Annotated in this window: 13 protein-coding genes; 7 read left to right on the forward strand and 6 right to left on the reverse strand. The window is 60.1% G+C overall.

Translation table 11 applies throughout. The features are described from left to right. Positions 1 to 41 precede the first annotated feature (41 nt). Positions 42 to 380 carry a hypothetical protein gene (locus E3O56_RS03305; protein ID WP_248089867.1) on the reverse strand — a complete coding sequence of 113 codons (339 nt, stop codon included), beginning with the start codon at positions 378 to 380 and terminating at the stop codon, positions 42 to 44. A gap of 183 nt (positions 381 to 563) precedes the next feature. On the opposite strand from E3O56_RS03305, the gene E3O56_RS03310 reads away from it, so the two are divergent. After that, positions 564 to 1,472: a LysR substrate-binding domain-containing protein gene (locus tag E3O56_RS03310; protein ID WP_032875974.1), complete on the forward strand. Its 909-nt coding sequence runs from the start codon at positions 564 to 566 to the stop codon at positions 1,470 to 1,472. Between the two features lie 8 nt (positions 1,473 to 1,480). Here E3O56_RS03310 and E3O56_RS03315 read toward each other — a convergent pair whose 3' ends face one another. From E3O56_RS03315 to E3O56_RS03335, 5 genes are all read right to left on the reverse strand, one after another. Next, a complete protein-coding gene (locus E3O56_RS03315) occupies positions 1,481 to 2,050 on the reverse strand; it encodes a GNAT family N-acetyltransferase (RefSeq protein WP_248127908.1) in 570 nt (189 codons plus the stop codon). Between the two features lie 23 nt (positions 2,051 to 2,073). After that, positions 2,074 to 4,329, reverse strand: a complete 2,256-nt coding sequence (locus tag E3O56_RS03320) for an Orn/Lys/Arg decarboxylase N-terminal domain-containing protein (RefSeq protein ID WP_248127853.1) — start codon at positions 4,327 to 4,329, stop codon at positions 2,074 to 2,076. A gap of 105 nt (positions 4,330 to 4,434) precedes the next feature. Beyond that, complete coding sequence (dnaQ, locus tag E3O56_RS03325) at positions 4,435 to 5,175, reverse strand: DNA polymerase III subunit epsilon (RefSeq protein ID WP_248127909.1); 741 nt, start codon at positions 5,173 to 5,175, stop codon at positions 4,435 to 4,437. 84 nt (positions 5,176 to 5,259) lie between these two features. Next, complete coding sequence (gene rnhA / locus E3O56_RS03330) at positions 5,260 to 5,712, reverse strand: ribonuclease HI (protein WP_003173571.1); 453 nt, start codon at positions 5,710 to 5,712, stop codon at positions 5,260 to 5,262. Between the two features lie 85 nt (positions 5,713 to 5,797). Beyond that, entirely contained in the window at positions 5,798 to 6,556 is a 759-nt protein-coding gene (locus E3O56_RS03335) for a methyltransferase domain-containing protein (RefSeq protein WP_032875979.1), read from the reverse strand. A 65-nt stretch (positions 6,557 to 6,621) separates the two neighbouring features. On the opposite strand from E3O56_RS03335, the gene gloB reads away from it, so the two are divergent. From gloB to E3O56_RS03365, 6 genes are all read left to right on the forward strand, one after another. Then, positions 6,622 to 7,389 (forward strand): hydroxyacylglutathione hydrolase, encoded by a 768-nt coding sequence (gene gloB, locus E3O56_RS03340; protein WP_103734338.1) that lies wholly within the window; start codon positions 6,622 to 6,624, stop codon positions 7,387 to 7,389. A gap of 98 nt (positions 7,390 to 7,487) precedes the next feature. Next, on the forward strand, positions 7,488 to 8,888 hold the full coding sequence (locus tag E3O56_RS03345) for a transglycosylase SLT domain-containing protein (RefSeq protein ID WP_032875985.1): 1,401 nt from the start codon (positions 7,488 to 7,490) through the stop codon (positions 8,886 to 8,888). A gap of 210 nt (positions 8,889 to 9,098) precedes the next feature. Further along, positions 9,099 to 10,928: an extracellular solute-binding protein gene (locus tag E3O56_RS03350; RefSeq protein WP_248127855.1), complete on the forward strand. Its 1,830-nt coding sequence runs from the start codon at positions 9,099 to 9,101 to the stop codon at positions 10,926 to 10,928. Beyond that, the gene (locus tag E3O56_RS03355; RefSeq protein ID WP_248127858.1) at positions 10,925 to 12,763 is read left to right on the forward strand and encodes an extracellular solute-binding protein; all 1,839 of its coding nucleotides are present in this window, start codon (positions 10,925 to 10,927) and stop codon (positions 12,761 to 12,763) included. Before E3O56_RS03350 ends, E3O56_RS03355 begins: the two co-directional genes overlap by 4 nt. Then, on the forward strand, positions 12,764 to 13,837 hold the full coding sequence (locus E3O56_RS03360; protein ID WP_005788756.1) for a microcin C ABC transporter permease YejB: 1,074 nt from the start codon (positions 12,764 to 12,766) through the stop codon (positions 13,835 to 13,837). Position 13,838: 1 nt separating this feature from the next. After that, positions 13,839 to 14,858 (forward strand): ABC transporter permease, encoded by a 1,020-nt coding sequence (locus E3O56_RS03365; RefSeq protein WP_005788757.1) that lies wholly within the window; start codon positions 13,839 to 13,841, stop codon positions 14,856 to 14,858. Position 14,859 lies beyond the last annotated feature (1 nt).

Genomic DNA, 14,859 nt, shown 5'->3' on the forward strand with positions numbered 1-14,859 from the left:
CTCAGTCCTGGCCATCGATGGCGTTGACTGGGCCGGGGCCATCAAGGACTGCGGATCTGCGTCACTTCGATGCCCTGCTCACTTTGTTTGAGCGTCACCACCAGTTGCCCTCTCTCCCCCTCCACCGCGTACATCGAGCGCTTGTAGCCCGACCGGTTGGACGCGGGGTACGCCTCCACTTGCTTGATCAAGGTAACCGCCAACACAGTGCCGACCTGCTCGTTCACTTTTTCCTGGGAACGGATGAACGTTTCAAGTGCAAGGCCTTCGGATGGGTGTTGCGTGGGGTCGTTGAAGAGGTAAGCCGCCACGCATCCCACGGTCACAAGAACCACGAGTTGCTTGGCCGTCACCCCGAAGAACGTCGAGGGTAGAGGCATTTGAGACCAGACCTGTTTTTTGTTGTAAGTACCGGCAAGCCGGCATTGGTCGTTGCTGATCAGACGCACCATTCTAATGAGGTCATGGCCGAGCGCCATAGGCCGGGGCGACCCGCGCAGTCTTTTTTGCGCCTGAGGGCTTGCACCATTGAATACCCATCGCGCTGCACATAGACTCCGGCCATGCGTTTACGTCATATCGAAGTGATTCAGGCCATCTTGCAAACCGGACACCTGGGCACGGCCGCCGAATGGTTGCAACTCTCTGTGGGTGAAGTAGACGCAATCCTGAAGGACGCCGAGTTGCAGCTGGGGTTCATGCTGTTTGCCAGCGTGCGCGGTCGGCTCCAGGCAACACGGGAAACGCTGGAGTTGCAGACGCACATTGCCCAACTGTACGAAGCCTTTGAGCCAGTACAGCGATTGGCCAGCCGTTTGAAACACCATCACGCTCCAACCCTGCGTGCCCTTTGCACCCCGCCTCTGGCCAACCAGCTGTTGCCGCACAGCATCGCCGTGCTGCGCAGACGTTTCCAGGATACGCCGTGCAATCTGTCGAGCCAGCCGACCCGGGATATCGTCAGGAGCCTGCTGCTGCACGAAGCGGATGTGGGCCTGAGCCTGCATGACCCGGAACATGCGCAAATCCAAAGCACGGTGCTGGCCCAGGGCAAGCTGCAATTGCTCGCGCCCCATGGCTGGCTCAAACCCAGGCAGAAGTACATTGCGCTGCAAGACCTGGCCGGGCAGTCGCTGATCGGACTTGAGGGGCATGACCCGCTCAGCCGCCTGCTGGATGCCAAGCTGCAAGCCCTGCGCCCGCTGCCGGTGGTGCAAACGCGGGTGCAGACGTACCAGATGATGCGCAGCATGGTCGAGGCCGGAGAAGGCTTGGCGATTGTCGACCCCTTTACCGCCTTTGGTGCAAGGGAGGCCGGGCTGGATGTATGCCCGGTGTCGCCCCCCATACTGGTCAGCCTCTATGCACTGACCCTGAAGGACGGTGCGACATCACCAGCCTTGAATGCGCTGCTGGAAATAGTCACCCAGAAAGCCGAAAGCCTGGCTTGCAACGACACCAAACCCTTGTAGAAGCGAGTTCAGACTGCTTCCACCTCGGTCTTGAACAACCGATACCAGAAAATCGCCACCTCGCGTGTTTGTGGATCAATCCCGCGATAACGCAGTTGGTCTATCCCGCCCATCAGGTACCCGCAGCGCTCATACAGGCGGCAGGCACCCAGATTATTGTTCTGGGTTTCCAGCATCATGCCCGGTAGGTTTTTCTTGCGCGCCCAGAACTGCGCCACATCCAGCAGCGCCTTGGCCACGCCATGGCGTCGCGCCGGCAACACCACGGCCAACTCATCAACATGCGCAAAACCATTCCAGTTGGTGCTGACCACAATGTGCCCTACCGCACGGTCATCCAGGTAGGCCATGAAGATCGCACTGTCGGCGGCATCGCGAAAGCTGGCGAACTCTTCCGGGTCGATGCCATAGCATTTGCGATACGGCAGGACGCGCTCAACCGGCCATTGCTCGACGCGCTGGCCCATCTGCGGTATGCCATAGGCGCTGACCTCGAAGCTGAAGTCATTGCCCCATACGTATGCGTCGAAGCCTTCGTCGGCGACGCGCACACTGAGCCCTGGGTACTTCGGGTTCATCACAGCTTGCTGCATAAACATTCTTAACCCTTGATGCAATCGACGGTGTAACGACGGCCACTGCCGTCATCTTCGTGTTGCAGCCCATGAACATCGGCGACAAAACCGGGGAAACTGCTATCGAACGTGCGGGCAAATGCCAGGTAGTCGATGATTGACCGCGTTGATTCGGTAAAGCGCTCGCCGGGCATGATCAATGGAATGCCCGGTGGATAAGGCACCAGCATTACGGCTGCGACGCGTCCTGGCAAGGCATCGATGGATACCGCTTCAACTTCGCCTCTGACCAGTTGGTCGTAGGCATCGGCGGGTTTCATCGCTATCTGCGGCAATACCGTGTACATGCGCTTGAGATGCTTGGCGGTGGCGTTGCTACGGTAACAGCTGTGCAACTGGTCGCAAAGATCGCGCAGGCCCAAGCCCTGATAACGTACCGGCCCCTGGCCGTACACCGAGGGCAAACAACTGGCCAGGCTGACGTTGGCATCGTAACTGCGCTTGAACTCCAGCAACTCGGTGAGCAAGGTGCTCCACTTGCCTTTGGTGATCCCCATGGAAAACAACACGAGGAACGAATAAAGCCCGGTTTTTTCCACCACCAGGCCGCGCTCCCAGAGAAACTTGCTGACCACCGCGGCGGGAATCCCACAATCGCTCAAGGCGCCACCTGCATTGAGGCCAGGCATCACCAGGGTGACTTTGATCGGGTCCAGCAAGACATAATCTTCAGCCACATCGCCAAAGCCGTGCCAATCATCCTGGGGATGCAATAGCCAGTCCGCCGTGGCAACGCGGTCGATACCCGCCACCGACTGTGGCTGCCAGATCGAAAACCACCAATCCTCGGCAGCAATATGCTGGCGCAGATTGGCCAGCGCGCGGCGGAAACTCAGGGCCTCGTCGAACATTTCCTGCAACAGCGAGCGCCCGGCGGGGCCTTCCATCATCGCCGAAGCGACATCCAGCGAAGCGATGATGCTGTATTGCGGTGAAGTCGAGATGTGCATCATGAAGGCTTCGTTGAAACGGTCACGGTCCAGCTGCCGTGCGCCGCCATCCTGCACATGAATCATCGATGCCTGGCTGAATGCGGCCAGCAGTTTGTGGGTGGAGTGGGTGGTAAATACCAGCGGGCTGTCCGGTGTGCGCGAGGTGCCCATGCCATAGCGCCCGGCGAAAAACTCGTGAAATGCCGCATAGGCATACCAGGCTTCATCGAAGTGCAGCACCTCTACGCTATTACCCAATTGCTGCTTGATCAGTTCGGCGTTGTAGCACAGGCCGTCGTAGGTGGAATTGGTCACCACCGCCAGCTTCACCTTGGGTGGCCGGCCATATGCCAACGGGCTGGCGTCGATCTTGGCGCGGATTGACTCGGGGCTGAATTCGCTCAGGGGGATCGGGCCGATGATCCCCAGTTCGTTGCGCTCCGGGCACAGGTACAGCGGGATAGCGCCGGTCATGATGATCGAGTGCAACACCGATTTGTGGCAGTTGCGGTCCACCAACACCAGGTCGTCGCGACCGACCATGGAATGCCAGACGATCTTGTTGGCGGTGGAGGTGCCATTGATGACGAAGAACGTATGGTCGGCGCCAAAGTTGCGCGCGGCGCGGGCCTCGGCTTCGGCCAGGGGCCCGGTATGATCGAGCAGCGAGCCCAGTTCAGGGACAGAAACAGACAAGTCCGAGCGCAGGGTGTTCTCCCCGAAGAACTGGTGAAACGCCTGCCCCACCGGGCTTTTACGATATGCCACGCCACCGCCATGGCCAGGGGTGTGCCAGGAATAATTGGAATCGGCGGTGTGCTGCACCAAGGCCTTGAAGAACGGCGGTAACAGGCCGTCCAGGTAAGTGCGTGCAGAGCGGGCGACCTGGCGCGCCAGGAACGGCACGGTGTCTTCGAACAGATAAAGAATGCCGCGTAGCTGGTTAAGCTCGCTCATCGCATCGGCCGGCGCGTTTTCCAGGGTGACTTGCTCACCCAGGGCAAAGATCGGCAGGTTGGGTGCCCTCACCCGCGCCAGGCGGATTAGCTCGACCATGTTTTGCAGCAGGTGGGTATTTTCCCCGGCGCCTTCTGCTGCGATCAACATGCACGCCAAACCGTGATGGGTGGAAGCCACCAACCGCCCTTCGGCGTAGTCCACCGCAGAAAATATACTGAAGCCCTCTTGTTCCAACTCCCTGGCGATGCCTCGAACCCGGTCACCGGCAACGGTGTCGGCCTTGATGTCACGGTGCACGATAAGAATAGGGAACTTGAGGTCTTTGTACATGAGCGCTCTTACTCCGGAGGGCTTTGCACTCAGGGTAGAAGCTGGAAGCGAATGTGGCGAATGAAGATTTGGCAGCCCATCAAGATCAACTGCACTGCCCCGTGCTTATTGTTGTGTCAATTGAGTCCACAACGCCGGCGCACCCGCCGCCTTGGCAATCGCTTCCAACCGCGCCACGTGCTCGACCAGGTCCTGCTCGCTGGCGCGGATGATCGGCGTAGGCTTGCGATCGGCCGGCAGGCGGCGGATTTCCGAAGGGCGATTGCCGGAGCCTTCTGCCGAGCCGCTGCCATCAGAGGCATTACCAGCCAGGGACAGGCTGGTTTGCCCGCCGGTCATGGTCAGGTAAACGTCGGCCAGGATCTCGGAGTCGAGCAAGGCGCCGTGCAGTTCACGGCCGGAGTTATCGACACCATAACGCTTGCACAAGGCATCGAGGCTGTTGCGTTGGCCCGGGTGACGCTCACGGGCCATCATCAAGGTATCGAGGATCGTGCAGTGCTGGGAAATGTCCGCACGGTCCGTCTGCCCCATCAGGGCAAATTCGTTGTTGATGAAGCCGATGTCGAACGCCGCGTTATGGATGATCAACTGGGCGCCGTTGATGAACTCGAAGAACTCATCAGCGACTTCGGCAAAGCGTGGCTTGCCCTTGAGGAATTCATCGGTGATGCCGTGGACGCCGATCGCGCCTTCGTCACTGTCACGGTCCGGTTGCAGGTAAACGTGGAAGTGGCGGCCGGTCAGCCGGCGCCCCATCAGTTCGACGCAACCGATTTCGATGATCCGGTGACCATCGGTCACCGGCATGCCGGTGGTTTCGGTATCGAGTACAACAGATCGGATGGCCATCAGGGTTCAGCTCTCAACGGTGTGGTGTGCAATGTGATGTGGTGAATCAAAGGGCGCGATGTTAACACGTGAGCTGATTCAGCTCTGCTTGTAGCCGCGCACTTCATCCACGCCACGATTGGCCAACTGGTCGGCGCGTTCGTTGCCAGGGTGGCCGATGTGCCCACGCACCCATTTCCAGGTGATGTCGTGACGGTTGCATTGCTCGTCGAGCAACTGCCACAAGTCAGCATTCTTGACCGGCTCCTTGGCCGCCGTCTTCCAACCGCGCTTCTTCCAGTTGACCATCCACTCGTTGATGCCCTTCATCACGTATTGCGAGTCGGTCACCAGCAAGACGTTGCAGCGCCGCTTGAGCTCTTCCAGGCCACGAATAGCGCCCATCAGCTCCATGCGGTTATTGGTGGTATTGGCTTCACCGCCCCACAGTTCCTTCTCCACGCCCTTGCACACCAGCAGGGCACCCCAGCCGCCCGGGCCGGGGTTGCCCTTGCAGGCGCCATCGGTGAAGAGTTCTACGCTATCGGTCATCGGTTGTATCCATCAAAACGGGCTGGCGGTAATCGACCGACAGTATCCCGAGGCCGGACAAACCGGCCTGAAATCAAAAAAGGGTTCAGCGTTCGCTTTGCTTGCGGTTGACCTTGGCCATCGGCATCGGCACGAGCTTGCCAATGGGCTGGCGCGCAACCTGACGCACCGGCCGCAACCCGACCACGATCTTGCGCGCTACCAGTAGATAGAAGCCGCCGCCGGATAATTGCCAGGCACCCGCACGGCGTTCCCAGCCCGCCAGGCGGCCCTGCCACTTGGCTGTCGCAAGCGGCGGACGATAGCACCCGAAGCGACGTTTCTCCAGCGCAAAGCCCAGCAGGTTCAGCCAGTCTCCCACCCGCGATGGCGAGATGCAGCGCGCCTGACGCAGGCCATCACGGGCGAACACACGGCGCAAGCCCCAGCTGCTCCAGGGGTTGATACCGACAATCAGCAAATGGCCACCTGGGCGCACGCTGCTCGCGGCTTCGCGCAGCAACCCATGGGGCGACAGGCAGAAATCCAGGCCATGCTGCAGCACCACCACATCAGCGGCGTGCTCGCTCAAGGGCCAGGCCTGTTCCTCACAGACGATTTCCACCCCCGGCAGCGGCGCGCCCAGGCGAACATTGCGTTGCACCTGGGGCGCCGAAGGCGGCGTCTGGGCCGAGGGGCCGTAATGCACCAGATAGCCGCCAAAGAACCGGCCCAGCTCGTCGTCGAGCATACGCCGCTCTTCGTCCAGCAGAAATTGTCCAATCGGCCCGGACAACCATTCGCGGGCCGCGCTGATCAGGGCCAGCCACTCAGGATCGGCCTGGGCGAACGCTTTATCAGTCATTGCATTCTCCAACTCGCCTAGACGTTCTAAGATGCACCAATGTGTTCAGCTTGGCGAATCGAAGAATGATACAGATCAGTGCCCTACCCGCCTTCACCGACAACTACATCTGGTTGTTACAAGACCCTTCCACCCTGCGCTGCGCCGTGGTCGACCCCGGCGATGCCGCGCCGGTGCTGGCCTGGCTCAAGCACAACACCGAGTGGACCCTCAGCGACATTCTGGTCACCCACCATCACCATGATCATGTGGGCGGTGTCGAGCAACTGAAAAATATTACCGGCGCCAAGGTCTACGGCCCGGCCAATGAAAAGATTCCGGCGCGGGATGTAGCCCTGCACGACAATGACCGCATCAACGTGCTGGGCTGGGACTTCGACGTGTACGCCGTGCCGGGGCACACGCTGGGGCATATCGCCTTTTACCACCAGGGCGTGTTGTTGTGTGGCGATACGCTGTTCGCTGCCGGTTGCGGCCGCCTGTTCGAGGGCACGCCGGAGCAGATGCATGCCTCCCTGCAGCGCCTGGCTGCCCTGCCTGCCGATACACTTGTGTACTGCACCCATGAATACACACAAAGCAACCTCAAGTTTGCCCAGGCCGTTGAACCGGACAACATCGATATCGCCGAACGGGTGGAAAATGTTGCCCAACTTCGCGCCCGTGGCGAGATCACGCTGCCTTCGAGCCTGGCGCTGGAAAAACTCACGAATCCCTTTTTGCGCACCGCTGAAACATCCGTTAAACAAAAAGCGGACGAACGGAATGGCCGCGACAACCGCTCTGGGGCCGAGGTGTTTGCTAGCTTGAGGGCTTGGAAAGATAAGTTCTAAGAGGATGCAATCTGATACGTAATTTCTGAATGGTTGACCGGAACCAAAGCGCTTTCTAGAATCGCCCGACATTTTTGCCCGGAACTTACTTCCAGCCAATGTCGTCATCTATTCGTAAATCCATTTCTTCAGACGCATTGACCCGCCTGGCTCAAGCCGTGGCGGTGGCCGTTTCCGCAACTCTGGCGGGCTGCCAATCGACCAATTACGCTGCACAATCCACCGTGCAACCCAAACCCAATCTTGCTGCCAAGATCAAGCAAAAACCTATTTGGCTATCAGAGAAGCCCAGCCCCGAAGTACCCCAGGATGTCTGGGAACGCATGCGTCGGGGCTTTCAATTGCAGGACGGTGTCGGCGTCAACCCACGCATCGAGCAACAGCGTCTGTGGTTCGCCAGCAACCCGTCCTTTCTGGAGAACGCCGGTGAACGCGGCAGCCTCTACATTCATTACATCGTCGAACGCCTTGAAGAACGCAACATGCCTCTGGAGCTGGCCCTGCTGCCAGTGATTGAAAGTGCCTACAACCCGATGGCTTATTCGCGCAGCGATGCGGTCGGCTTGTGGCAGTTCATTCCCTCCACCGGGCGCTACTTCAACCTGCGCCAGACCCGTGCCTACGACGGCCGCCGCGACATTACCGCCTCCACCACCGCCGCCCTGGACTATCTGACACGTCTGCATGACATGTTCAACGGCGACTGGCTGCTGGCATTGGCGGCTTATAACGCCGGCGAAGGTACGGTCAGCCGGGCGATCGAGCGCAACGAAAAGCTCGGCCTGCCTACCGATTACTGGAACCTGCCCCTGCCCCAGGAAACCAAGGACTATGTGCCCAAGTTCCTGGCCCTGTCCCAGGTGGTTCTGGCGCCGGAGGCCTACGGTGTCAACCTGAACCCGATTGCCAACACGCCGTATTTTGAAGTGGTTGAAGTCAAGCAAAGCATGGACCTGTCACGGGTTGCCGCGTTGGCCGAAATCGACGAAGACGAACTGTTCCAGCTCAACCCGGCCCTGAAACAACGCACCACCCTGGACGGCCCCCAGCATTTGCTGGTGCCGACCTCCAAGGCGCAGCTGCTCACCAGCACCCTTTCGACGATGAAGCCGGAAGAATTGCTGAGCATGCGCCCCAAGAAGCCGGTGTTCGACGAAGTCGAGACCAAGTCGGTGGCCGGGCGTACCCGCAGCTACAAGGTGCGCAGTGGCGATAACCTTACCTTGATCGCCAAGGCCAACAAGGTCGACGTGCATGACCTGCAACGCTGGAACAAGCTCAACGGCCAGGCACTCAAGGTCGGCCAGACCCTGGTGATGCAGGACACCCGCAAGGCCGCCGCGAGAAAACCGGTGCAGTACAAGGTCAAGAAAGGTGACTCGTTGTACATGGTCGCCAAGCGTTTCAACGTTGAGATGCAACATCTCAAGCGTTGGAACCCGCGCACCGGCCAGGCGTTAAAGCCAGGGCAGATGCTGGTGGTTTCCGGGCCAAGATAAAGCCCTCAAGAACACCGGAGGCTAATGTGGGAGGGGGCTTGCTCCCGATAGCAGTGGGTCAGTCAGCCTATGTATTGGCTGACATGCCGCTATCGGGAGCAAGCCCCCTCCCACATTGGATCGCCATCGCCCTAACTGGCTTTTTCCAACCGGAACAAGCTGTTACTGTACCGATCATAAAGCCCAAGCCGCCTGGATCGGATCTCTGACTTGAAGCGTCCTCTCCTTCTACTAACAAGTCTGGCCTTGAGCTTTGCTGCGAACGCGACGATTACCGAGAGCCACGGTTACGCGCAGTTCGGCTCACTCAAGTACCCAGCCAAATTCACCCATTACGATTGGGTAAACCCTGCAGCGCCCAAAGGCGGCACGCTGCGGGTTATGGCCTTTGGCACGTTCGACACGCTCAACCCCTATACCTTCAAGGGCACCAGCCCGGTTTCCACCGGCAATTTCCTGCAATACGGCGTCAATGAGCTGAACGAACCCTTGATGGTCGGTACCGGCCAGTACGCGCCGTCGGGCGACGAGCCCACTTCCAGCTATGGCCTGATTGCCCAGTCGGTGGAATACAGCGAGGACCGCAGTTGGGTGGTGTTCAACCTGCGCCCCGAAGCGCGCTTTCACGACGGCAAGCCGATCACCGCCGCAGACGTGGCGTTTTCCTATCGCACGCTGTTGACCGAAGGCCATCCGCAATACCGTACGAGCCTGCAGGAAGTGGCCCGGGTCGATATTCTCAACCGCCACCGCATCCGTTTTGTATTCAAGCGTGCGGGCAACCCGTTGCTGATCCTGCGCCTGGGCGAATTGCCGGTGCTGCCCCTGCACTACTGGAAGAACCGCGATTTCAAGGCCACCACCTTCGAGCCGCCGCTGGGCAGCGGGCCATACCGCATGACCAAGGTCGCCCCGGGCCGACAGTTGGTATTCGAGCGGGTCAAGGATTACTGGGGCAAGGACCTGCCGGTCAACCGAGGCTTCTACAACTACGACAAGGTCGAGGTGGAGTTCTATCGCGACAGCGACGTGGCTTTTGAAGCCTTCAAGGCTGGTGAATTCGACATTTATATCGAGCATCAGGCCAAGAACTGGGCCACGGGCTACAACTTCCCGGCGGTCAATCGTGGCGATGTGATCAAGGCGCAGATTGCCCACCAGATCCCCACCCAGAGCCAGGGCCTGTTCATGAATACCCGGCGGCCCGCCTTCAGCCAGACCAAGGTCCGCGAAGCCCTGGGGTTGATGTTCGACTTCGAGTGGACCAACCGCACCCTGTTCAGCAGCGCCTACAAGCGTTCGGTGAGCTATTACCCCAACAGCGAATTCTCGGCCACCGGCCTGCCCGTGGGCCATGAGTGGCTGATGCTCTCGCCCTATCGCGACCAACTGCCGGCCGCACTGTTTACCCAGCCGTTCAGCCTGCCGCAGACCGACGGTCGCGGTATCCCCCGCGACACGCTGCGTCGCGCCCTGGCACTGCTCGGCGAAGCCGGCTGGAAACTGTCGGGCCAACGCCTGCTCAACAAGGATGGGCAACCGCTACGCCTGGAGATCCTGTTGGTCAACCCGAACCTTGAGCGCATCCTGCAACCTTATGTCGAAAATCTGACCCGCATCGGCATCGACGCCCGCTTGCGCACCGTCGACCGGGCACAGTACAAACAGCGCCTCGATCAATTCGATTTCGACATGATTCTGATGACCCTCAACCAGACCTTGAGCCCGGGTCTAGAGCAGTGGCAGTACTTTCACTCCAGCCAGGCCACGATCAAAGGCAGCAAGAACTACGCCGGCATCGCCAACCCGGTGGTCGACCACCTGTTGGATCAACTGCTGGCGGCGCAGACCCGCGAAGAACAACTGGCGGCCGGCCGCGCCCTGGACCGCGTGCTGCTGTGGCAGCACTACAGCATTCCCAACTGGTACCTCAACTATCATCGCCTGGCGTACCGCAACCGGTTCGCCTTCGTTACCACGCCGCCCTATAGCCTGGGCCTGAGTGCGTGGTGGCTGAAAGCTTCGGAGAAAGCCCAATGATGTCTTTGCGTACTACCCTGCTCGCCAGCCTGTTGCTGTGCACCTCGGCCCAAGCCGCCCCGCAACACGCGCTGACCCTCTACAACGAGCCCCCCAAGTACCCCGCCGACTTCAAGCATTTCGACTACGTCAACCCCGACGCCCCCAAAGGCGGCACCTTCCGCGAATCGGCCATGGGCGGCTTCGACAGCCTCAACCCCTACATCAGCAAGGGTGTGCCGGCGGATAACCTGCCGTTGATCTACGACACCCTGGCCATGCAAAGCCTTGACGAGCCCATTACCGAATACGGGCTGGTGGCGGGCAAGATCGAAAAAGCCCCGGACAACAGTTGGGTGCGTTTCTACCTGCGCCCCGAAGCGCGCTTCCACGATGGCCATCCGATCCGCGCCGAGGACGTGGTGTTTACCTTCCAGACCCTGATCAAGGACGGTAACCCGCTTTACCGCAACTACTACGCCGATGTCGACGAAGTCGTGGCCGAAGACCCGTTGCGTGTGCTGTTCAAGTTCAAGCGCACCAACAACCGCGAATTGCCGCTGATTCTCGGGCAGTTGCCAGTGCTGCCCAAGCACTGGTGGGCGACTCGCGACTTCTCCAAGGGCAACCTGGAAGCGCCCCTGGGCAGCGGGCCGTACCAGGTGTCGGAGGTCAAGCCCGGACGCATGATTCGCTACGAGCGGGTCAAGGACTACTGGGCCAGGGACCTGCCGGTCAACAAGGGTTTCTACAATTTCGACACCCGCATCACGGATTACTACCGTGACAGCACCGTGTCCCTGGAAGCCTTGAAGGCCGGGCAGTTCGATTACTGGCTGGAGTTCAGCGCAAAGAACTGGGCCAACGCCTACAACATTCCAGCGGTGACCCAGGGCCGACTGATCAAGGAAGAGATCCCCAACGGCAACCCCACCGGTATGCAGGGCTTTGTGTTCAATATGCGCAAGCCGATGTTCCAGGATGTGCGGGTGCGCAAGGCGATCAGCCTGCTACTGGATTTCGAATGGAGCAACAAGCAGCTGTTCAACGGCGCGTACACCCGAACCCGCAGCTATTTCGAAAACTCGGAAATGGCCGCCACCGGTTTACCTGGCCCGGATGAACTGGCGATCCTTGAGCCTTTGCGCGACAAGATCCCGCCCGAAGTCTTCACTCAGGCCTTCGAACCTTCCAAAACCGATGGCAGCGGCATGATCCGCACCCAGCAGCGCGAGGCTTACCAGCTGTTGCAAGCTGCCGGCTGGAAGATTGTCGATGACAAGATGGTCGACAGCACCGGCAAACCGGTGACTATTGAATTCCTGCTGGCCCAGACCGAATTCGAACGCATCCTGCTGCCGTTCAAGCGCAACCTGGCCGACCTGGGCATCGACCTGGTGATTCGCCGAGTGGATGTCTCGCAGTTCGTCAACCGCCTGCGCTCACGGGATTTCGACATGCTGGTGGGCAGCTTCCCACAGTCCACCTCGCCCGGTAACGAGCAGCGCGAATTCTGGAAGTCGTCCAGCGCCGACAAACCCGGCAGCCGTAACTACATGGGCCTCAAGGATCCGGCCGTTGACCAACTGGTCGAAGAGCTGATCGATGCCGGCTCGCGCCAAAGCCTGATTGCCCACGCCAGGGCGCTCGACCGCGTACTCCAGTTTGGTTACTACGTGGTGCCCAACTGGCACATCAAGACCTTCCGCGTGGCGTACTGGGACCACTTGGGCCATCCCAAGGTCTCGCCACGCTACGACGTGGGCACGGCCACCTGGTGGGCCAAACCCGACGTCAAACCAGCGGTCTCCCTGGACACCACACAAAACGCCGATGCGGCGAGCGGAGGCGATTGAATGCTGGCCTATATTGTTCGCCGCCTGTTGCTGATCATTCCCACGCTGTTCGGGATTTTGCTGATCAATTTCGTCATCATCCAGGCCGCCCCCGGCGGGCCGGTGGAGCAGATGATCGCCAAGCTGGAAGGCTTCGACGGCGCCACCAGCCGTATTGCCGGGGGCGGGGCCGAAGTTGCGGTGGCCGGCTCCAGCTACCGTGGCGCCCAGGGCCTGGACCCGGCGCTGATCAAGGAAATCGAAAAGATGTACGGCTTCGACAAGTCGGCGCCGGAACGCTTGTGGATCATGGTCAAGAACTACGCCCGGCTGGATTTTGGCGACAGTTTTTTTCGTGACGCCAAGGTCATCGACCTGATCAAGGAAAAGATGCCGGTGTCCATCTCTCTCGGGTTATGGAGCACCCTGATCATGTACCTGGTGTCGATTCCGCTGGGGATCGCCAAGGCCACGCGACACGGCAGCCACTTCGATGTGTGGACCAGCTCGGCCATCATCGTCGGTTATGCGATTCCGGCGTTCCTGTTTGCGATCTTGCTGATCGTGGTGTTTGCCGGCGGCAGTTATTTCGACTGGTTCCCCTTGCGCGGGCTGACCTCCAACAACTTCGACGAGTTGAGCGTTGGCGGCAAGATCCTCGATTACTTCTGGCACTTGGCGCTGCCTGTCACCGCACTGGTGATCGGCAACTTCGCGACCATGACCCTGCTGACCAAGAACAGCTTTCTCGACGAGATCAACAAGCAATACGTGGTCACTGCCAAGGCCAAAGGGCTGACCAACCACCGCGTGCTCTACGGCCACGTGTTCCGCAATGCGATGCTGCTGGTGATCGCCGGCTTCCCCTCGGCGTTCATCGGCATCTTCTTTACCGGCTCGCTGCTGGTGGAGGTGATCTTCTCCCTCGACGGCCTGGGCCTGATGAGCTTTGAAGCGGCAATCAACCGCGACTATCCGGTGGTATTCGGCACGCTGTTTATCTTCACCCTGCTGGGGCTGGTCGTGAAACTGATCGGTGACCTCACCTATACCCTGGTCGATCCGCGTATCGACTTCGCCAGCCGGGAGCATTGAGATGAACCTGTCCCCCCTCAATCGCCGCCGGTTCGAGCGGTTCAAGGCCAACAAACGTGGCTGGTGGTCGCTGTGGCTGTTCCTGATCCTGTTCGGGCTGAGCCTGGGCGCCGAGCTGATCGCCAACGACAAACCCCTGGCCGTACATTACGACGGCGACTGGTATTTCCCGGCGCTCAAGCGCTACCCCGAGACCACCTTCGGCGGCGAATTCCCCCTGGAAGCCAACTACAAGAGCCCGTATATCCAGGAGCTGCTCAAGGCCAAGGATGCCTGGACCTTGTGGGCACCGATCCCGTTCAGCTACCAGAGCATCAACTACGACCTGAAGGTCCCCGCCCCTGCCCCCCCTTCAAGCGTCAACCTGCTGGGTACCGATGACCAGGGGCGTGACGTGCTGGCGCGGGTGATCTACGGCTTTCGCGTATCGGTGCTGTTTGCTCTGACCCTGACCGTGCTCAGCTCGATCATCGGCGTGATTGCCGGCGCGTTGCAGGGGTTCTATGGCGGCTGGGTCGACCTGGCCGGGCAGCGCTTTCTGGAGATCTGGTCGGGGCTGCCGGTGCTCTACCTGCTGATCATCCTCGCCAGCTTCGTGCAACCCAACTTCTGGTGGCTGCTGGGGATCATGCTGCTGTTTTCCTGGATGAGCCTGGTGGATGTGGTGCGCGCCGAGTTCCTGCGCGGGCGCAACCTTGAGTACGTGCGCGCAGCGCGGGCCCTCGGCATGCAGAACGGCGCGATCATGTTCCGCCATATCCTGCCCAATGCGATGGTCTCGACCATGACCTTTTTGCCGTTCATCCTTACCGGCGCCATCGGCACCCTCACCGCCCTGGATTTCCTTGGCTTCGGCCTGCCGGCGGGTTCGCCGTCGCTGGGTGAACTGGTGGCCCAGGGTAAATCCAACCTGCAAGCGCCGTGGCTGGGCATGAGTGCCTTTGCCGTACTGGCGATCATGTTGAGCCTGCTGGTGTTTATCGGCGAGTCCGCTCGCGATGCGTTCGACCCGAGGAAATGAG

This window comes from Pseudomonas sp. W2Aug9 (assembly GCF_023127755.1).
GTDB classification, from domain to species: domain Bacteria; phylum Pseudomonadota; class Gammaproteobacteria; order Pseudomonadales; family Pseudomonadaceae; genus Aquipseudomonas; species Aquipseudomonas synxantha_A.

What these genes read in the sequence shown, in the direction of transcription:
- E3O56_RS03305 (WP_248089867.1), bottom strand. Translation starts at nt 380, where the DNA reads ATGCCTCTACCCTCGACGTTCTTCGGGGTGACGGCCAAGCAACTCGTG.
- E3O56_RS03310 (WP_032875974.1), top strand. Translation starts at nt 564, where the DNA reads ATGCGTTTACGTCATATCGAAGTGATTCAGGCCATCTTGCAAACCGGA.
- E3O56_RS03315 (WP_248127908.1), bottom strand. Translation starts at nt 2,050, where the DNA reads ATGAACCCGAAGTACCCAGGGCTCAGTGTGCGCGTCGCCGACGAAGGC.
- E3O56_RS03320 (WP_248127853.1), bottom strand. Translation starts at nt 4,329, where the DNA reads ATGTACAAAGACCTCAAGTTCCCTATTCTTATCGTGCACCGTGACATC.
- rnhA (WP_003173571.1), bottom strand. Translation starts at nt 5,712, where the DNA reads ATGACCGATAGCGTAGAACTCTTCACCGATGGCGCCTGCAAGGGCAAC.
- E3O56_RS03335 (WP_032875979.1), bottom strand. Translation starts at nt 6,556, where the DNA reads ATGACTGATAAAGCGTTCGCCCAGGCCGATCCTGAGTGGCTGGCCCTG.
- gloB (WP_103734338.1), top strand. Translation starts at nt 6,622, where the DNA reads ATGATACAGATCAGTGCCCTACCCGCCTTCACCGACAACTACATCTGG.
- E3O56_RS03345 (WP_032875985.1), top strand. Translation starts at nt 7,488, where the DNA reads ATGTCGTCATCTATTCGTAAATCCATTTCTTCAGACGCATTGACCCGC.
- E3O56_RS03355 (WP_248127858.1), top strand. Translation starts at nt 10,925, where the DNA reads ATGATGTCTTTGCGTACTACCCTGCTCGCCAGCCTGTTGCTGTGCACC.
- E3O56_RS03360 (WP_005788756.1), top strand. Translation starts at nt 12,764, where the DNA reads ATGCTGGCCTATATTGTTCGCCGCCTGTTGCTGATCATTCCCACGCTG.
- E3O56_RS03365 (WP_005788757.1), top strand. Translation starts at nt 13,839, where the DNA reads ATGAACCTGTCCCCCCTCAATCGCCGCCGGTTCGAGCGGTTCAAGGCC.